Origin of the sequence: Nonomuraea jabiensis, assembly GCF_014204795.1 — a bacterium.
Taxonomy (GTDB): Bacteria; Actinomycetota; Actinomycetes; order Streptosporangiales; family Streptosporangiaceae; genus Nonomuraea; species Nonomuraea jabiensis.
In genome coordinates, this window is sequence record NZ_JACHMB010000001.1 from 10187853 (window position 1) to 10207761 (window position 19909).

Genomic DNA, 19909 nt, shown 5'->3' on the forward strand with positions numbered 1-19909 from the left:
ATGACGGAACCGAGCACTCGTCTCGCGCTGCTCTCTCCCGCGCGCCTGGCCGGCGTGCGCAGGCGGATCGGCGGCTACTCCGACAGGACCATCACCAGGGCGTGCGCCATCGGGCTGGCCTACTGGGCGACCGGCCAGAGCCCCGACGGTCTCGACCTCACCCCCGGCACCCTGTTCGCCGACGTCCTCGGATGGGCCGACAACGGCGGTGACGGGGTCGCCGGCTGGGAGGTCGGCGCGGACGGCCGGAGCATCACCGTCCCCGAGGGCGTCGCGCCGGCCGACGCGCAGCTCGCGCTGGACGACCTGGCCGACTTCCCGGACCGGCCCATCGGCACCATCGGCCCGTCCAGCGTGCCGGCCCGGCTCGCGGCCCTGGCCGAGTGGAACGACACCCGCGTGGACCGGGTCCGCCCGACCATCGTGGAGATGTTCCGCGAGCAGGCCCGGACCAGGCCGGACGCCGTCGCCATCGTGGACGGGCACCGGTCGCTGACCTACCGCGAGGCGGCCGAACTGTCCCACCAGCTGGCCCACCACCTGATCGAGCGCGGGCTCACCACCGAGCAGATCGTCGGCATCTCGCTGGGCCGCTCCGCCGAGATGGTGATCGGCCTGCTGGCCGTGCTCCAGGCGGGCGGCGCGTTCGTGCCGCTCGATCCGCAGTGGCCCGCCGCGCGCCGGGCGGTCGTCATCGAGGACGCCGGGGTCGTGGCGCAGCTCAACGACTCCGGCGAGCGCGCCGCGGGCGAGCCGGAGGCCGTGGCCGTCGACCTCGACGACTGGCGGTTCGGCACGTATCCCACCGAGGACACCGGGGTCGCCGTTCCCGGTCCCGCCCTGGCGTACGTGATCTTCACGTCCGGTTCTACCGGGCGGCCCAAGGGCGCGATGATCCGGCACGAGGCGATCAGCGAGCGCCTGCTGTGGCAGTCCCGCGAGATCCTGGGCTTCGGCCACGACGACGCGTCGCTGTTCAAGGCGCCGCTGTCGTTCGACATCTCCATCAACGAGATCTTCCTGCCGCTGGTGTGCGGCGGCCGGCTGGTGGTCCTGCGGCCCGGCGGCGAGCGCGACCCGCACCACCTGCTGAGCGTGATCGCCGAGCAGCGCGTCACCTTCACGTACCTGGTCTCGTCCATGCTGGACGTGCTGCTGGAGATCGCGGGCGACTCCGGGCGGCTGGACAGCCTGCGGCACGTGTGGTGCGGCGGCGAGGTGCTGACCCCGGAGCTGTACGAGCGCTTCCGCACCCGGCTCGACATCCCCATGTACCACGGCTACGGCCCCGCCGAGACGACGATCGGCGTCTCGCACGTCATCTACCGGGGCGCGGCCGAACGCCTGTCGACGTCGATCGGCAAGGCCAACCCCAACACCGAGCTGTACGTGCTGGACGAGGAGCTGCGCCCGGTCCCGGTCGGCGTCGGCGGCGAGCTGTACGTGGGCGGCTTCCTCCTGGGCCGCGGGTACGTCAACGCGCCCGGCCTGACGGCGTCCCGGTTCGTGGCGAACCCCTTCGCCACCGACGGGTCCCGGCTGTACCGGACCGGCGACCTCGCGCGCTTCGCCCCCGACGGGTCGCTGGACTTCCTCGGCCGGGCCGACAACCAGATCAAGATCCGCGGCATGCGGCTGGAGATCGAGGACGTCGAGGTCGGCCTCGCGGAGCATCCCCGGGTACGGCACACCTGCGTCGTCGCCAAGAAGAACGCGGCGGGCGGCACCTACCTGGTGGGGTACGTGATCCCGGCGGCCGGGAGCGGTGACCTGCGGGCGGACGAGGTCAAGGCGTGGGCCACTGAGCACATGGTCGAGTACATGGTGCCCGCGCACGTCGTCGTGATGAAGGAGTTCCCGCTCACCGCCAACGGCAAGCTGGACCGGGCCGCGCTGCCGGAGCCGGCGATCGGGACGGGTGCGATCGTCGCCCCGGCCACCGAGAAGGAGCGCCTGGTGTGCGCGGCGGTGGCGTCGGTGCTGCGGCTGGACGAGGTCGGTGTCGACCAGAACTTCTTCAGGCTCGGCGGCGACAGCATTCTGGCGATCTCGCTGCTGAGCGCGCTACGCGACGCGGGCCTCCACGTCACGGCGACGCAGATCTTCGCCTGCCGCAACGTGGGCGCGCTCGCGGCGGCGGCCACCCGCGACGACGTCTCCGCCGTGGACCGCGGGGACGTCGCGACCGGCCCCGTCACGGGAGTGCCCATCGTGCGGTGGCTCGGCGAGCACACGGACGCGATCGACGGCTTCGTGCAGTCCGTGGTGCTGAACACCCCGGCCCACCTGACCGCCGGCGCCCTCGGCGAGCTGCTCGACGCCCTGGTCAGGCGGCACGACATGCTGCGCGCCAGGCTGGTGCGCGGCGAGCGCTGGGGGTTCGACATCCCGGAGGCGGACCGGGCCGTCGCCGGGTGGGAGGAGAGCGACCGGCCGCTCGACGAGTGCGTCCGGCTCGCCACCGCCGCCCTGGACCCGGACGGCGGCGTGATGCTCCGTGCCGTCTGGCGGCGCGAGGCGCGGCAGCTGGTCCTGGTCGCCCATCACGTGGTGGTCGACGGCGTCTCCTGGCGGATCCTGATGGAGGACCTGGCCACGGGCTGGCGGCAGCTCACCTCGGGCACGCCGATCGAGCTGCCGCCGGTGGGCACGTCGTTCCGGCGCTGGACGCAGCTGCTGGAGCTCGCGGCGTTCGACGCGGACCGCGACTACTTCCAGCGGCCCCTGCCGGGAGAGGACGGGCCGCTGGGCCGGCGCCCGCTGTCCGCGTCCGACACCGTCGCGGCCGAGCGGACCCGGGTCGTCCCGGTCGGCCCCGAGGTCACCGCCGCGCTGCTGGGCGAGATCCCGGCGAGGTTCCACGCGGGCGTCAACGACGTGCTGCTGACCGCGCTCGCCGTCGCCCTCGCCCGGTGGCGCCGCGACCTCGGGCAGGACCAGACGTACGCGCACATCGAACTCGAGGGCCACGGCCGCGAGGGACGGTTCGTGGCGGAGGCCGCCGGCTACGAGCCGGACCTGTCGCGGACCGTGGGCTGGTTCACCACCCTGTTCCCGGTGACCGTGGACCCCGGCGCGACGGCCGATTTCACCGCCCCCGGCTACCTGTCCGCGGCGCTGAAGGCGGTCAAGGAGGACCTCGCGCGGGTCCCGAGCAACGGCGTCTCGTACGGCGCCCTGCGGTACCTGGCCGGCGCCGGGTTCGCCGCGCCCGCCCCCCAGGTGCTGTTCAACTACCTGGGCCGCTACGACGCGGGCGCGTCCGGGGACTGGCGGCTCGCGGGCGCCACGGGGCAGCTGGGCGAGAGGCGCGACCCGGGGATGCGGCTACCGCGCGCCCTGGAGTTCAACGCCATCGCCGAGCCCGGCGCGAGCGGCGAGTACGAGCTGCTCACCACCATCTCCTGGCCGGACGGGATGTTCGCCGAGGAGGACATCGCGACGATCGGCGAGTACTTCCGGGCGGCGCTGACCGGGCTGGCCGCGCTCGACCAGGGCGGCCACTCCCCCAGCGACTTCGCCGCGGTGTCCCTCACGCAGGCCGACGTCGACGCCCTGGACGGCCCGGCGCTGCGGGACATCCTGCCGCTGACCCCGTTGCAGGAGGGCCTGTACTTCCACTCCGTCTTCGACGACGACTCGGCGGGCAGCTACGTCGAGCAGCAGATCATGACGCTGGACGGTGACGTGGACGCCGACCGGCTCGCGGCGGCGGCCACCCGGCTGTTCGAGCTGTTCCCGAACCTGGCCGCGCGCTTCGTGGCCCTCGCCGACGGCCGCGTGGTCTCGGTGCTGGAGAGCGGGGTGACGGCGCCGTTCACCACGCTGGAGCGTCCCGGCATCACCGAGGACGAGCTCCGCGACCTCGCCGAACGCGACCGCCGCGCCGGGTTCGACCTGGCCACCGGCCCGCTGATGCGCTTCACCCTCATCCGCACGGGCCCCGGTGCGAACGTGCTGGTGCAGACCGTGCACCACATCATCGCCGACGGCTGGTCGGTGCCCCCGATGCTGCGCGCGCTGCTGGCCGAGTATCACGCGCCGTGGACCGCGTACCCGCAGGGCGGCTTCGCCGACCACGTGCGGGCGCTGGCCGCGCGCGACGACGGCGAGAGCGACCGGGTGTGGCGCGATCAGCTCGCCGGCCTGCCCGGCCCCTCGCTGGTCGCCGAGGGGCACACCCCGTCCGGCCGGTTCGCCGAGACCTCGATGGAGCCGGACGACGACGTCGACGCGGCCGCCCGGGCGGCGGGCGTGCCGCTGAGCGTCGCGGTGCACGGCGCGTGGGCGGTGACGCTGGGCGGCATCCTGCCGGGCAGGGACCCCGGAAAGGATGTGGTGTTCGGCTCCACGGTGTCCGGGCGCGACGCGGACGTGCCGGGCATCGAGGACATGGTGGGGCTGCTCATCAACACGATCCCCGTACGCGTCCGCTGGGACGGCGCCACCACGGCGCGCGAGCTGCTCGCCTCGGTGCGGGAGCACCAGAGCGCGGTGCTGCCGCACCAGCACGTCTCCCTGACCAGGATCGGCCGCCAGGCCGGTGGCGGCCCGCTGTTCGACACCCTGGTGGTGTTCGACGTCGCGGCCGACGTGGACGCTCTGCGCGGGCCGGGCGACGAGTTCGTCATCACCGGCATCGTGAACGAGGGGGCCCCGCACTACCCGCTGACGCTGGTGGTGGAGCGCGCCCGCGACGGCCGTCCCCGGTTCAACCTGATCTACGACCGCGAGCTGCTGCGGGAGACGCGCGCCCGGGCGATCCTGCGCGCGTTCACCCGGGCGCTGACCGGCCTGCTCACCCGGCCGGACGGCCCGGTGCCGGACGGCCTCGGGCGGCTCGCCCGGCCGGACGGCCTGGCGGCCGACGGCTCCGGGCGGCCCGCGCGGACCGCCCCGGCGACCTTGGGCGGGCTGTTCGACGCCGCCGCCGGGCGCGACCCGGCCGCCACCGCCGTCACCCAGTGCGGCCTCGACGGCGGCACCCGGTCGCTGACCTACGGCGAGCTGGCGCGGGCGAAGGACGAGCTGGCCGCGGCGCTGCGCGCGGCCGGGGTCGGGCCGGGCAAGCGGGTCGCCGTCGCCGTCCCGCGCTCCGTCGAGCAGGTCGTCGCCCTGGTCGCGATCGTCAGCGCGGGCGGCGCGTACGTGCCGCTGGATCTGGCCTACCCGGACGAACGGCTGGAGTACGTCCTCGCCGACGCCGCCCCGCAGGTCGTGCTCGTGGACCGCGACCAGCGGGACCGCTTCGCGGAGCCGGCCGCCAGGGTGGGCGCCCGCGTGCTCGTCCAGGGGGACGAGCTGCCGCTGGACACCACCGCGCCCGAGGTGAGCCCGGACGATCCGGCGTACGTGATCTACACGTCAGGTTCGACCGGCAGGCCCAAGGGGGTCGTCGTCCCGCACTCCAGCGTGGTGGCGCTGCTCGCGAACACCCGGCCCGGCATGGACTTCGGCCCGGACGACGTGTGGGTGCAGTTCCACTCCTACTCCTTCGACTTCGCGGTGTGGGAGCTGTGGGGCGCGCTGGCGCACGGCGGCGAGCTGCTGGTGCCGGAGTACGGGCTGACCCGCTCCCCGGTCGACTTCCACCGGCTGGTCCGCGAGCGCGGAGTGACCGTGCTCAACCAGACCCCGTCGGCGTTCTACCAGTTCATGGAGGCCGACCGGCACTCCGGCGAGCCGGTCACCGCGCTGCGCCGGATCATCTTCGGCGGCGAGGCGCTGGACCTCGGGCGGCTGCGCGGCTGGGTCGAGCGGCACGGCACGCGCTCGCCCGAGCTGGTCAACATGTACGGCATCACCGAGACCACCGTCCACGTCACGCACCGGGTGCTGACCGACGAGGACTTCGCGGCCGGCGACGCCAGCCCGATCGGCGGCCCGATCCCCGGCCTGGTCACCTACCTGCTCGACGACCGGCTCCGGCCGGTGCCGCCGGGCCGGGTGGGCGCCATCTACGTCGCCGGCGACCAGGTGTCGCTCGGCTACCTGGGCAGGCCGGGGCTCACCGCGAGCCGGTTCGTGGCCGACCCGTTCGCGGGCGACGGCTCCCGCATGTACCACACGGGCGACCTCGCCCGCCGCACGCTCGACGGCGAGCTGGAGTTCGCCGGGCGCGCCGACGACCAGGTGCAGCTCAAGGGGTTCCGCATCGAGCTCGGCGAGGTGGAGTCCGCGATCAGGGAGCTCGACGGCGTGGTCGACGTGGCCGTCACCGTGTCCGGAAGTGGCGATCATCTGGTCGCGCACGTCGTGGGCAAGGTGCCCGGCGACGTCACCGGCCTGCTGTCGGCGAAGCTGCCCGCGTACATGGTGCCGCGCCGGGTGCTGCGGGTCGAGGCGCTGCCGCTGACCGTCAACGGCAAGCTGGACCGCAAGGCCCTGAGCGAGCACGCCGCGCGGGACGACGCCGCGGTGCCCGTGGTCGATTCCGGGCACACCGAGCGGGACGACACCCTGATGCTCGCCGCGCTGGTCGGCGTCTTCGCCGACGCGCTGCCCGGCTGCGAGGTGGACGCCGACACCGACTTCTTCAGGGCCGGAGGCGACAGCATCGTCATCATCACCGTGGTCAACCGGGCCAGGGCGCTCGGCCTGCGGATCACCCCACGGGACGTGTTCCTGCTCAGAACGCCGCGCGCGCTCGCCGGACACCTGGGTACGCCGCAGGCCGCCGAACCCCTGCCCGCAGCCCCGCAGGACGGCCCGCTGACGCCGACGCCGATCATCCTGCGCCAGCGGGAGCTGGGCGGCTCGCTCGCCCGGTTCGCCCAGGCCAGGACGCTGGTGGCGCCCGAGGGGACCAGGTTCGCCGACGCCGAACGCGCCGCCGGCGCCGTCGTGGCCGCGCACCCCGCCCTCCGGCTGCGGCTGCGCGTCGAGCACGGGGTGTGGTCGCTGCGCACCGAGCCCGCCCGCGAGGTCACCGTCACCCGCACGGACGCGACCGACGCGGCGGCCGTCGCGAACGAGGCCGCCGGACGGCTCGACCCCGAGGCCGGGGAGATGATCGCGTTCTCGTGGCTGGCGCCGAGCCGGACCCTCGTGGTCACCGCGCACCACCTCGCCGTCGACTCGGTGTCGTGGCTGATCCTGCTGGACGACCTGGCCACCGCCATGCGCGGGGCGGCCCTGACACCGCCGGCCACGTCCTACGCCGAGTACGCCGACGCGCTGGCGGCGGGGTCCGCCCGGGCGATCGGCGACCTCGGGCACTGGGTCACCACGCTCGCAGCGCCCCCGCTGCTGCCCGTGGTCGAGCGGCCGCGCGAGACCACGGTGGAGATCGCGCCCGAGGTGACCGCCCGCGTGACGCGTACCGCGCCCGCCACGCTCGGCGTCGGCGTCACCGAGCTGCTGTGCGGGGCGCTGCGGGCCGCGCTGACGCACGTCCAGCCCTCGCCGGCCGACCTCGCGATCGAGCTGGAGCGGCACGGCCGGGTCCCGGCGCTCGAACACCACGACTACACCCGCACGGTCGGCTGGTTCACCTCCATCGCCCCCGTACGGCTCACCGCGCACACCGACCCCGTCGCGGCGGCGCGCGAGCTCGCCGAACGCCAGCCGGACGAGCGCCGGCACGTCGCCTACGGCCAGCTCAGGTACCTCAACCCGCAGACCGCGCCGCTGCTGAGCGCGCGCCCGCAGGTGCTGTTCAACTACCTCGGCCGGGGCAGCGAGTCCCAGGCGCTCCACATCACCGGCGGCGACCCCGGCAGCCCGTACGCGGTCGAGGTCAACACGTGGATCGACGCGTCCACCGGAAGCCTGCGCGCGACCTTCACCCTCGCCGAAGGCGTCCCCGACGAGCTCACCGAGCACTGGCGGCGCGCGCTGGAGCGGATCGCCGACGCCGCCGCGACGGCCGAGTGGACGGCGCCGGTCACCCCGCTCCAGAAGGGCCTGTTCTTCCAGGCCCAGCTGGCCGGCCCGGCCGGGCACTACGTCGCCCAGAACTACTTCACCTTCGACCGGCGGCTGGACACCGGCGCCCTGGCCGAGGCGATGGCGTACGTGATCGCGCGGCACCCGGTCGTGGGCGCCGGCTTCACCACCGACGCCGCCGGCGACCCGGTCCAGGTCCTCGCGGCGGGCCGCCGGGTCGACGTCCGCACGGTCACCGTGTCCACGGACGCCGAGGTCGAGGCCCTGCGCGCCCGCGACCGCGACACGGGCTTCGACCCGGGCGAGCCGCCGCTGATCCGGCTGACCGTGGTGCGCCTGCCCGGCGACCGCGACGGCCTGCTGCTGAGCTACCACCTGCTGCTGTGGGACGGCTGGTCGCGCGAGATCGTGCTGCGGGACCTGTTCGACGCCTATCAGGCCGTCCTCGCCGGAGAGCCACTCACTCCCGTCCCGGCCACGCCGAGCTTCGCGGACCACGCCCGGGCGCTCGCCTCCAGGGACCCCTCGGCGTCGGAACGCTTCTGGGCCGAGCACCTGACCGGACTCCCGGGCCCGACGCTGCTCGCCGGACCGTCGCCGTCGTTGCCGGACGAGCTGCCGGGCGCCATCGTGCGCACGCTCTCCCCCGAGCAGTCGGACCTGCTGCGCGAAGCGGCCAGGACCCACGGTGTCACGCTGAACTCGGTGCTGACCGGCGCGTTCGGCCTGCTGCTGGGCGCGCACACGGGCCGCGGCGACGCCGTGTTCGGCGTGACCGTCTCCGGCCGGGAGGGCGAGGGCCTGTCCGGCATGGTCGGCGTGCTGCTCAACACCGTGCCCATGTGGACGCGGGCCCGGCCGCACGACACGGTGCGGGAGTACCTGTCCGCGGTGCAGGCGGCCAGGGTCGCGGCGATGGAGCACGAGCACCTGGGGCTCGGCGACATCCAGCGGGCCGGCGGGCACGACACGCTGTTCGACAACCTGTTCGTGCTCCAGAACTTCCTCGACCTGGACGCGCTCGCCGCGATGAACGCCCGGCACGGCATCACCGAGGTGCGCGCCGAGGACTCCACGCACTACCCGTTCACCTGGGTCGTCACGCCCGGCGACCGGCTCACGATCAAGCTGGAGCACCGCGACGACGACGCCGGGCGCGCCCGCCGTCTCCTCGACGACTACGTGCGCGTGCTGGAGGAGCTGGCCCGCTCGACCGGGCCGGTGGGCGCGCTGCGCGGTCTGGGGTCGGAGCCCGAGCCGGCCGTACGTACGGACGTCGGCACGGACACCGTCGTTGACCGGTTCGACCAGGCGGCGGACGCGAACCCACAGCGGGTGGCGCTCGTCGCCCACGGCCGGACCATGACGTTCGCCCAGCTCAGGGACCGCAGCCGCGAGGTGGCGGGGGTGCTCGCGCGGCGCGGCATCGGCCCCGAGAAGACCGTGGGCCTGGCGATCCCGCGCTCCCTCGACTCGATCGTGGCGCTGTTCGCCGTGCTGCGCGCCGGCGCCGCGTACGTGCCGCTGGAGCTGGACCACCCGGACGAGCGGATCGCCGCGATCGTCGCGGACGCCCGCCCGGACGTGATCCTCACCGTGAGCGCGGTCGCCCCCCGGCTGAGCGGCGACCTGATCGAGCTGGACCGCCCCCTGCCGGAGGCCGAGCCGTTCACCACGTTCGCGCCGGACGACCCGGACCGCCTGCGGCACCCGGCCTACACCATCTACACCTCCGGATCGACCGGGAAGCCCAAGGGCGTGGTGACCGAGTACGCCGGGCTGACCAACATGCTGATCAACCACCAGCGCCGGATCTTCGAACCGGTGCTGGCGCGGCACGCCCACCGCGTCTTCCGGATCGCGCACACCGTGTCGTTCGCGTTCGACATGTCGTGGGAGGAGCTCCTGTGGCTCGCCGACGGCCACGAGGTGCACATCTGCGACGAGGAGCTGCGGCGCGACGCGCCCCGTCTGGTCGAGTACTGCCTGGAGCACGGGATCGACGTCATCAACGTGACCCCCACCTACGCGCAGCAACTGGTGGCCGAAGGGCTGCTCGACGATCCCGCGCGGCGGCCCGCGCTGGTGCTGCTGGGCGGCGAGGCGGTCACCCCGGCGCTGTGGCGCCAGCTCGCCGAGACCGAGGGGACGGTCGGCTACAACCTGTACGGGCCCACCGAGTACACCATCAACACCCTCGGCGTCGGCACCTTCGAGTGCCAGGACCCGGTGGTCGGCGTGGCGATCGACAACACCGACGTGTACGTGCTGGATCCCTGGCTGCGGCCGGTGCCGGACGGCGTGCCCGGCGAGCTGTACGTCTCGGGCATCGGCATCGCGCGCGGCTACCTCGGCCAGCCGGCCCAGACCGCGCACCGGTTCGTCGCCTGTCCGTTCGGCGAGCCCGGCGAGCGCATGTACCGCACCGGGGACCTCGTGGTCCGGCGGCCCGACGGGAACCTGGCGTACCTGGGCCGCACCGACCAGCAGGTCAAGATCCGCGGGCATCGGGTCGAGCCGGGCGAGGTCGAGGCCGCGTTCGAGGCGCATCCGGCGGTGCGGTTCGCCGCCGCGGTCGCCCAGCCGGACCCGCAGGTCGACGGCGCGTACCGGCTGGCCGCCTACCTCGTGCTGGACGGCTCCGACCTCGCGAGCGTCGCCACCGAGGTGGGCGCCGGGCTGCCGGACTTCCTGCGCCCCACGCACTACGCCCAGGTCGACGCCATCCCGCTGACCGTGAACGGGAAGGCCGACGCCAGGGCGCTGCCGGAGGCCAGGCCGTTGGGCGCGCTGACCAGGGCGCGCGAACGTGGCCCGGCGACCGGGACCGAGACCGTGGTGTGCGAGTTCTTCGCCGAGGCGCTGGACCTGGACGACGACGAGGTGAGCGCGGTGAGCGACTTCCTGTCCCTCGGCGGGCACTCCATGCTGGCGGTGCGGCTGATCGGGCTGCTCCGCCGCGAGTACGGTCCCGTGATCACCGTTCGTGACCTGTTCGCCCTGCGGACCCCCGAAGCGATCGCCCGGCACCTCGATGACCGCTCCTGACCGTACGGGGTCCGGCATCCTGCGGACCGCACTGCGACGCAACGCGGGCGCCATGGCCTGGGGCACCCTCCTCATGGGCATGTACCAGGCCGGCGAGACCGCCTTCCCCATCGCGCTCGGCCTGATCGTCGAGCACACCCTGCGCGAGCGCAGCCTCGGCTCGCTCGCGCTGTCGATCGCCGCGCTGGCCGTGATCATCACGACCGTGTCGCTGTCGTGGCGGTTCGGGATGCGCATCCTGCAGAAGGCCAACACGACCGAGGCGCACCGCTGGCGGGTGCGGGTCGCGGCCTGCGGGCTGCAGCCCGTGGCCAGGGACGCCGACCTCAAGTCCGGCGAGGTCCTGACCATCGCCACCGAGGACGCCGACCAGACCGCGGACATCATCGAGGTCGTGCCGCTGCTGATCAGCTCGCTGGTCGCGGTGCTGGTCACGGCGGTCGCCCTGGGCATGGCCAACGTGTGGCTCGGCGTGCTGGTGATCGTGGGGACCGTCGCGATCCTGTCGATCCTGAGCGTGCTGTCCAAGCGGATCGGCGCCGGCACCCGCGAGCAGCAGGCCCGGGTGGCGCGGGCGGGTGCGAAGGTCGCCGACCTGATCAGCGGCCTGCGCCCGCTGCACGGCTTCGGCGGCACCCACGCGGCGTTCCTGTCCTACCGGAAGGTCAGCACGGAGGCGAGGAGCCAGGCGGTCACCGTCGCCAAGGTGAACGGCGCGTACGCGGGCGCCGCGCAGACGCTCAACGCGGTCCTCGCCACCGCGGTGACCCTGACGGCGGGGTGGCTGGCGTTCGACGGCCGGATCACCATCGGGCAGCTCGTCATGGCCGTGGGGCTGGCGCAGTTCATCATGGAACCGCTCAAGCTGTTCTCCGAGATGCCGAAGTACGTGATGATCGCGCGCGCGTCGGCCGAGCGGATGGCGCTGGTGCTGGCCGCGCCCGCGGTGATGACCCCGGGGACGGAGCGCCCGGCCGCGGGCGGGGACCTGGAGGTCGACGGCGTCCGGTACGGGTCGCTGCGGGAGCTGAAGTTCCACGTCTCCGCCGGGGAGTTCGTGGCGATCGCCGCCTACCAGCCGCGCGCGGCGGCCGAGCTCGTGTCGATCCTGGCCGTGAACGTCCCGCCCGGCGCGTACGGGGGCGTGGTGCGGGTCGGCGGGCGGGAGGTCGCGGACCTGTCGATCGAGGCGGTCCGCGAGCGCATGCTGGTGAACCCGTACGACGGGGAGATCTTCGCGGGCACCCTGCGCACGAACATCGACCCGGCGGGCACCGGCCGCCTGGTGCCGGCGGCCGTCGAGGCGTCCATGCTGGTCGACGTCGTCGCCCTGCACCCCGAAGGGCTCGACTACGGCGTCCGCGACCGCGGCGCCAACCTCTCCGGCGGGCAGCGCCAGCGGCTGTCGCTGGCGCGCGCGCTCGCCGCCGACGCCGACATCCTCGTCCTGCACGACCCGACGACGGCCGTGGACGCGGTCACCGAGCAGCTCATCGCGCGCAACGTCGCCGAGCTGCGCCGGGGCCGCACCACCGTCGTGATCACCAGCAGCCCGGCCCTCCTGGACGCCGCCGACCGGGTCCTCGTCCTGGACGACGGCGTCATCACGGCGGAGGACACCCATCGCAACCTGCTCACCACCGACGAGAACTACAGCCTGGCCGTGGCCAGGTGAACCCAGAAGGGACGGAGCATGACCACCAACCCGTTCGACGACGCTGACGGCCGCTTCCTGGTCCTGGTGAACGCCGAGAACCAGCACTCCTTGTGGCCCTCCTTCGCGGAGGTCCCCGCCGGCTGGACCGTCGTCCTCCCCGAGAGCAGCCGTACCGCCTGCCTGGACTACATCGAGCGGCACTGGACCGACCTGCGCCCACGTTCGCTGGCCGAAAGGCTCAGCTGAGGACGCAGCTCACCTGGGGCGGCGTGTTGGTCGCGTTGTTCCAGGTCGCGTTGAAGCCGAACGCGGTCGACGCGCCGACCGGCAGGCCGCCGTTGTAGGCGGCGTTGCGTGCCGTGACGGTGGCGCCGTTCTGCGTGAGCGCGGTGTTCCACGACTCGCGGACCTGCTGGCCGTCGGCGAAGGTGAGGGTCGTCGTCCAGGCGGAGGACGCGCGCGTGGAGGCGTTCTTCACGGTGACCTCGGCCTGGAAGGCGCCGCCCCACTGGGAGATCACCCGGTAGGTGGCGGCGCACCGGCCGTCACCAGGCGTCGGGGTCGGGGTCGGCGTCGGGGTCGGCGTCGGGGTCGGCGTCGGCGTGGGGGTGGGCGTGGTCGGCGGGATCACGCCGTCGAGCACCCGCGCCAGGGCCGGGTACCAGCGGTCGGCCATCTTCTGGAAGCCGGCGTCGTTGGGGTGCACCCCGTCGCCGGTGTCCGTGGCCGGGTCGAAGCCGGTCCACTGGTCCACGACGACGATGGGTGACTGCGCGGTCGTGAGGCCGGCGGCCCAGCCCGGGATGGCGTTGTCGAGCGCCGTCACGCTGGCCGCGCAGGTGGGGCAGCCGGACGGGTTCATGGGGATGATCTGCGCCACGATGATCTTCATGTTGGGGTTGTTCGCGCGCATCTGACCGACCAGCTTCGTGTACGCGGCCAGCACGGTGCTGGTCGGGATGAAGCCGCCCCACATGTCGTTGGTGCCCAGGTGCATGAGGACGATGTCGGGCCTGGCCGCGGCCAGCCACGGCGGCAACTGGTTCTGGTCGGCGATGCCGGTGGCGGAGTAGCCGCCGTGGCCCTCGTGGTCGCCGTCGTAGGTGTAGCCGTAGTTGCAGCCGCCGTCGGGGTCGCTGCCGACGAAGTCGATGCCGGTGTACCCGGTCGTCTGCAGGCGGTGCCAGAGCATGGCGCGCCAGCAGCCGGGCCCGGCGGTGATGGAGTCGCCGAGCGGCATGATGCGCACGGGCGCCGCCGCCGACGTGGCGGGCAGGGCTGCCCCGAGGGTGACCGCCAGCAGGAGCGCGGTGAGCAGGGCGTACAGGTGGGATCGGCGAAGCATCGGTGACTCCCCGGGTGAGGCGGCCCGGCCCGCCCGGGTGGCGGGCCGGGCCTGGGGTTTTACGAGTAGGGGTTCTGGGTGAGCAGGTGTGCCTTGAAGCCCTCGCCGTACGTGCTGGTGGGGGTGCCGTTGTAGTCGGTGATGAGGACGTTGCCCTGGCTGCAGCCCCACGGGTTCCAGGTCCAGGCCGTGTATCCGACGCCGTGCGCGTCGGCCCAGGCCATCACCTGGTCGATGTAGTCGTGGGCGCAGGAGTTCTGCCCGATCTCGCCGGCGTGCACGGGCACCTGCGCGGCCACGGCGCCGACCTGGCTGTTCCAGCAGGAGACGTTGGAGCAGGTGTTGAAGTTGTAGGTGTGCCAGGCGGCCATCAGGTTGCCGGCCGGGTCGGTCGGCTTGTACGTCAGCCACTGGCTCAGGTCGTTCGACCAGGCCAGGCCGCCGAGCATGATGACGTTGGTGGCGCCGGTGGCGCGCACGGCGTTGACCAGCGACTGCATGCCGGCCACCTGGTAGCCGATGCCGGTGCAGGTGCCGCCGTCGCGCCAGCAGGTCCAGCCGGCGGTCGCGTTCCAGTTCGCGGCGGCGTCCGGGTAGGGCTCGTTGAACAGGTCGAAGATCACCGCGTTGTTGCCCTTGAACGCGTTGGCCACGCCGGTCCAGAACGTGGGCGCGTACTGCGCGTCGGGCATCGGCTTCTGGCAGGTGGCCGCGGTGTCGGAGCAGCCGGCGCCCTGACCGGTGTACTGGCCGTAGTTCCAGTGCATCTCCACGATCGGCGTGACGCCGTTGTTCACGAGCAGGTTCACGTAGTCCTTGACGTTCTGCTGGTACGCGGCGCCGCTGGGCGAGCCGTTGGTGCCGATCCAGCACTCCTCGTTCAGCGGGATCCGGACCGCGTGGATGTTCCACGCCTTCATCGCGTCGATCGAGGCCTTGTCCACGGGGCCGCTGTCCCACATGCCCTTGCCCTGCACGCAGGCGAACTCGCCGCTGGCCCGGTTGACGCCGAGCAGCCGGTAGGTGTTGCCGTTGTTCGCGACCAGCTTGTTCCCGGAGACGTGCAGCGACGGCGCGGGGAGGTTGGTGCCGTCGTCGTCATCGGTCTCGGTGGCGTTGACCGTGACGGTGGTCAGGCCGGAGGAGGCGACGCTGATGGGCCGGGTGCCGTTCATCCTGTCGGTGTCCTGCGCGGCGCGGAGCGTCACGGTCTGCGCGGTGTTCCAGTTGGCCGTGGTGAAGGTCAGGGAGGCGCCGGCGCTCACGGTGATGTCGCTGTCGCCGGTGCCCGCGGTGCTGGTGACCGTCACGTTGCCGGTCGGCTGGGACTGCAGGCGGACCGTGTAGCTCGCGGTCCCGCCCTCGGGCACGTTCACGCTGGTCGGGGAGACGACCAGAGCCTGCTGCTGCGGGCCTCCGGTGCCGTTGCCGACGCACGTGACGCTGGGCGGCGGGTTGTTGGCGCCGCCGGTGTAGGTGCCGTTGAAGCCGACGGTCCACGTCGCCCCGGTGGCCTTGGCGGCGTTGTAGGAGGTCGGGTTGACGGTGACGGCCGCACCCGCCGGGGTGGGCGTGGCCGGGGCCGGCACGCCCTCCCACATCTGGGTGATCACCTGGTTGTCGGGGAAGTCGAAGCTCAACGACCACTTGGTCAACGGGTCACCGGTGTTGGTGACCGTGATGTTGGCGCCGAAGGCGCTGCCGTTGTCCCAGACCTTGGAGTAGGTGGCCGAACACGACGCGGCGGCCTCGGCCGCGGTCTGCGCCGCGGCGAGGCCGAATCCGGCGAGCAGCACGGCGGCCGCGGCCGCCAAGGCTCTGCGCCACGAGTTCCGGTGAATGGACATGGGGGGTTCTCCGTGACTTTATGGATGGGAGCGCTCCCAAACGTTCTTCCCGACCGGTCCGCTTCGCAAGAACGCGCCCGGTGCCGGGGACGGAGCAGCCGCGCCGACCTTGACTAAGGCGGCGAACGTTGCTGAAACTTTCATCCCGGCGGGTGGGGACCGTGGGGATACAGTGTGATCTCATGAGCGGCGAGCGTTGGCTGCGCGTGCCGGTCGGGGACGAGGCTTCCCGGTGGCGCACGGTCGGCTCCAGCCGCACCGTCCTCGCGGTGGCGCGGACGGTGACCTCGGCCGGCCGGCTGCTGGAGATCCTGCCGCTGTTCCGGTCCGACCCTCGGGTGCAGGTGCTGTTCACCGTCGCGGCCGGCTCGGCCTTCGACGATGGCGTCGGTGACTACCTGCGCGGCGTCCAGGCGCGGGTCGTGCCCTGGTCGCAGGCCGTGGAGACGCCGTTCCACCTCGCCGTCTCGGCCAGCGCCAACGGCGCGTTGCACCAGCTGAAGGCCCCGCTGCTGGTGGTGCCGCACGGTGCCGGTCACAACCGGCTCCTCAGCCCGGCGGACGGCCCCGCGGGCGGGGTCTCGGGGCTGGCGCGGCGCCAGCTCGTTCATGAGGGCAGGATCGTGCCTGCGGCCATCGCCCTGTCGCATCATGAGCAACTGGCGCGGCTGGAGCGGGACTGCCCCGAGGCGCTCCCGCGGGCCGTGGTGGTCGGCGACCTGGTGTACGACAGGATCCGGGCCAACCTCGCCCGGCGCGACCGCTACCGGCGGGCTCTGGAGGTGGGCCCGGACCGCAAGCTGGTGCTGGTCAGCTCGACGTGGGGCGCGCACTCCCTGCTCGGCGCGAACAGCGACCTGGTGGCCCGGCTGGTGGCCGAGCTGCCCGTCGACGAATACCAGGTCGTGCTGGCGGCACACCCCAACGCCTGGTACGGCCACGGTGGCCTGCAGGTACGCCTGTGGCTGTCCGACGCCCGCGACGGCGGCCTGCTGCTGCTCCCGCCGCAGCAGGGCTGGCAGGCCGCGCTCGTGGCGTCGGACGTCATCGTGGGCGATCACGGCTCCGTCACCTTCTACGGCGCCGCCCTGGGCCGCCCGGTGCTCCTGGCCTCCTCCGGGCGCGAGGCCGGCGAGCTCGACCCCGGCTCCCCCACCGCCCTGCTGTCCGGGACGCTGCCCCGGCTGGACCCGGCCGGCGCCGTCCTGCCGCAGATCGAGCAGGTCATGGCGGCCCACCGATCGCACGACGACGTCACCGGACGCACCCTCGGCATGCCCGGCCAGGCTGAGGGCCTGCTGCGGCGCCTGGCGTACCGGCTGATGGAGCTGCCAGAGCCCGCCGCGCCCGCGACCGCCCGGCCGCTCGCCGAGCCGCTGCCCGAGCGCGGCGAGGTGCTCTCCTTCGAGGTGGAGGCGGTGGTCGGCGGCGACGGCGTGACCGTCCGCCGTTACCCCGCCGTCCTGGAGCGCCGATCCGGCGACCAGGTGCGGGACCCGCACCTGGTCGTGGACGCCGAGGAGGTGAACCCCCGGCTGCTGGAGAACGCCGCGATCGTGGTGGGCCGGGACCCGCGGCCGGGCTGGGCTCGGGAGACGCTGCGCCGCTACCCCGGCTGCTTCATGACGGCCGAGATCGCCGGCGGCAGGCCGGTCGTCCTGACGTTGAGGAGCGGAGAGCGGCTGCGGGTCGCCACCAGGCCGACCCGCGGCGGCGAGCCTGACCCGCGATGCCTGCCGTCGGCGGTGTACGGCTGGCTCGTGCGGGGCCGGAGCCGGGAGGACCTTCGCTCCGGGATCACCGTCCGGGTGGGCGACCGGCAGGTGGTCGTCAACTGCGGCGCCTGGGATCAGGGTTGATCCACGGCGGCCAGGCGGGCCCTCAACGTCCCGGCCCTGGGCAGGTTGCCCGAGGCCAGGCAGGTCGACAGGGCCCGCCGCAGGCAGTCCGCCGCCTCCTCGCGGTCGCCGCGCTCCTCGGCCAGCTCCGCCAGGAGCTCCCACGCCTGGGTCTCCTTCACCGGCACGCGGCACTCGCGCGTGAGCTCCGCGGCGGCCCGCGCCGACCGGGTCGCGTCGGCGGGGCGGCCGAGCCCGCGTTGGGCCCTGGCCAGTTCCAGGTGGATGCGCCCCTGGCTGAGCGCGTCTCCGGCGGCGGCCATGAGGGGCAGGGCGCGGCCGAGCGCGGCCGCCGCCTCGCCGTGCCGGCCGGCGTCCAGGTGGGCGAGGCCGAGGTGGTACTGCTGCATGCCGACCCCTCGGCCGTTGCCCGCCCGCTCGTGGATGGCCGAGGCCGCGGCGAAGCTCTCGGCTGCCGCGTCGGGCTCCCCGCGAACGAGGGCGGCCCGGCCCAGCGACTCCAGGATCACCGCCTCCATCCTCGGGTCGCCGGACGCGCGGGCCGCTCGCCGGGCCCGTACGAGCTGGTCACGAGCCTGGTCGAGCTCCCCCAGCATCAGCTGGGCGCGGGCCGCCTGGTTGCGCATCCTCGCCTCCACGGCGGGATCCGCCAGGCGGAGCGCGGCTTCCACCCCCAGAGCGTTGGCCTCGGCGCAGTCGGCGTGATAGCCGCGATCGTGGTGCAGCGGCCAGAGCGCCTCGGCCAGCTGCCAGACGATCTCGTCCCATTCGCGGGCGGCGGCGGCGCGCAGCACCGCCAGCAGGTCGGCACGTTCGGCGTCCAGCCAGTCGAGGGCTTCGCCACGCGAGGCGAACGACCAGCCGGCGCCGGAAAGCCGTTCGCCGTGGTCGGCCAGCCGCAGCCTCCTGCCCATCGCGGCGTCGGCGGCGGCCGCCCCGGTCAGGTACCACTCCGCCGCCCGCCGCAGCGCCGACTCCCGCTCCTCGGGCGGCTCCGCGCTCCGCGCACGACGGGCCGCGTGCAGGCGGACGAGGTCATGCATCCGGTAGCGGTCCTGCGCGAACTCCTCCACCAGATGCGCGTCGAGCAGCAGGTCCAGCGCCTGGGCCGGCTCGCCGTCCAGCACGGCGGCCGCGAGCCCCGGGCTGAACGCGCTGCCCGGCAGCACGCCGAGCAGCCGGTAGAGCCGGGCCGCGCTCTCCGGCAACCCCTCGTAGACCGCCTCGAAGAACGCGTCCACGAACACCCCGCCCTCCGCGGCCGCCCGGTCGAGCCGCCGTCCGGCCTCGGCCAGGTCCCGGATCAGCCGCTCGAGCGACCACGCCGGGTGCCGCAGCAGCTGCGCGCCGGCCATCCGCAGCGCGATCGGCAGCCCGCCGCACAGCCGCACCAGCTCGACGGCGTGCGTACGCTGCCCGGCGACTCGTTCCTCCCCGACCATCCCGGCCAGCAGCCGCAGCCCCTGCTCGGCGTCCAGCGGGCCGATCGTGATGGGCACCGCGCCCTCGGCGAGCAGCCCGCGCAGCTGGCGGTGGCTGGTCACCACCACGGCGCTGCCGGGCGAGGCCGGGCACAGCGGCGTCACCTCCGCGGCGTGCTCCGCGTCGTCCACCAGCACGAGCAGCCGCGACCCCGCCGTCATCGAGCGGAACATCGCCGCCCGCTCCGGCAGCTCCTCCGGGATCCAGCTCTCGTGCACGCCGAGCGCCCGCAGGAAGGCGGCGAGGACGTCGCTCACCCCGCTCGCCCCGCCGTGCCGCAACGCCCCGAGGTCCACGTAGAGCTGGCCGTCGCTGAAGCGCTCCCGCGCCTGGTGGGCCCAGCGCCGCCCGACGGCGCTCGTGCCCACTCCCTTCAGGCCGCTGACGACCGCCACGGCGGGACCGTCGGCGAGGTGCCGGTCGAGCAACGACAGCTCGAACGTCCTGTTGACGAAGCCGGGCGGCTCCGCGGGCACCTGCCGGGGGACCCGGGCGGGAGCGGCGGGCGGGGCGGCGATGTTGATGACGCCGACGTCCGCGGCCTGCACCACCGCACCAGCCACCTGCCCGGAGAGCTCATTGCGGACAATTCCGCCCCCTTCGGCGCTCACCACGCCCGCCTCGCCCTTGAACGCTCTTCGCCGGTCACGATTCAGGAGTGTTCCCCGGGCCGGGACGGCGGCACGGGGAGCCATAACCGATCGGCATGAGTGTCCGTGCCGGGCCCGCCCGGCCCGGTGCGGATCTACGCTCGTAGGACACCTCTCACACGCGAAAGAGGAGC

General features: G+C 73.8%; 7 protein-coding genes. 4 read left to right on the forward strand and 3 right to left on the reverse strand.

Annotation, left to right across the window (positions count from 1 at the left end; genetic code table 11):
* From HD596_RS46660 to HD596_RS46670, 3 genes are read left to right on the forward strand one after another with little or no spacing between them, the layout of a single operon-like run.
* On the forward strand, positions 1 to 10935 hold the full coding sequence (locus HD596_RS46660) for a non-ribosomal peptide synthetase (RefSeq protein WP_185075749.1): 10935 nt from the start codon (positions 1 to 3) through the stop codon (positions 10933 to 10935).
* Positions 10922 to 12610, forward strand: coding sequence for an ABC transporter ATP-binding protein (locus tag HD596_RS46665; RefSeq protein WP_185075750.1), 1689 nt, complete (start codon positions 10922 to 10924; stop codon positions 12608 to 12610). The genes HD596_RS46660 and HD596_RS46665 overlap by 14 nt, the downstream gene beginning before the upstream one ends.
* Before the next feature lie 18 nt (positions 12611 to 12628).
* Positions 12629 to 12838: an MbtH family protein gene (locus tag HD596_RS46670; protein ID WP_185075751.1), complete on the forward strand. Its 210-nt coding sequence runs from the start codon at positions 12629 to 12631 to the stop codon at positions 12836 to 12838.
* Here HD596_RS46670 and HD596_RS46675 read toward each other — a convergent pair.
* Together HD596_RS46675 and HD596_RS46680 are read right to left on the reverse strand one after the other, a co-directional pair.
* Complete coding sequence (locus HD596_RS46675) at positions 12831 to 13937, reverse strand: cellulose binding domain-containing protein (RefSeq protein WP_185075752.1); 1107 nt, start codon at positions 13935 to 13937, stop codon at positions 12831 to 12833. The genes HD596_RS46670 and HD596_RS46675 overlap by 8 nt on opposite strands.
* Positions 13938 to 13996: 59 nt before the next feature.
* A complete protein-coding gene (locus tag HD596_RS46680; RefSeq protein ID WP_185075753.1) occupies positions 13997 to 15784 on the reverse strand; it encodes a cellulase family glycosylhydrolase in 1788 nt (595 codons plus the stop codon).
* Positions 15785 to 15966: 182 nt separating this feature from the next.
* On the opposite strand from HD596_RS46680, the gene HD596_RS46685 reads away from it, so the two are divergent.
* On the forward strand, positions 15967 to 17643 hold the full coding sequence (locus HD596_RS46685) for a hypothetical protein (RefSeq protein WP_185075754.1): 1677 nt from the start codon (positions 15967 to 15969) through the stop codon (positions 17641 to 17643).
* On the opposite strand, the gene HD596_RS46690 is transcribed toward HD596_RS46685, so the two are convergent.
* Positions 17634 to 19736, reverse strand: a complete 2103-nt coding sequence (locus HD596_RS46690) for a hypothetical protein (protein WP_185075755.1) — start codon at positions 19734 to 19736, stop codon at positions 17634 to 17636. The genes HD596_RS46685 and HD596_RS46690 overlap by 10 nt on opposite strands.
* Positions 19737 to 19909: the final 173 nt, after the last annotated feature.

Excerpts from the sequence above, each read along its gene's own strand:
- HD596_RS46660 (WP_185075749.1), top strand. The coding sequence starts at position 1 with ATGACGGAACCGAGCACTCGTCTCGCGCTGCTCTCTCCCGCGCGCCTG.
- HD596_RS46665 (WP_185075750.1), top strand. The coding sequence starts at position 10,922 with ATGACCGCTCCTGACCGTACGGGGTCCGGCATCCTGCGGACCGCACTG.
- HD596_RS46670 (WP_185075751.1), top strand. The coding sequence starts at position 12,629 with ATGACCACCAACCCGTTCGACGACGCTGACGGCCGCTTCCTGGTCCTG.
- HD596_RS46675 (WP_185075752.1), bottom strand. The coding sequence starts at position 13,937 with ATGCTTCGCCGATCCCACCTGTACGCCCTGCTCACCGCGCTCCTGCTG.
- HD596_RS46680 (WP_185075753.1), bottom strand. The coding sequence starts at position 15,784 with ATGTCCATTCACCGGAACTCGTGGCGCAGAGCCTTGGCGGCCGCGGCC.
- HD596_RS46685 (WP_185075754.1), top strand. The coding sequence starts at position 15,967 with ATGAGCGGCGAGCGTTGGCTGCGCGTGCCGGTCGGGGACGAGGCTTCC.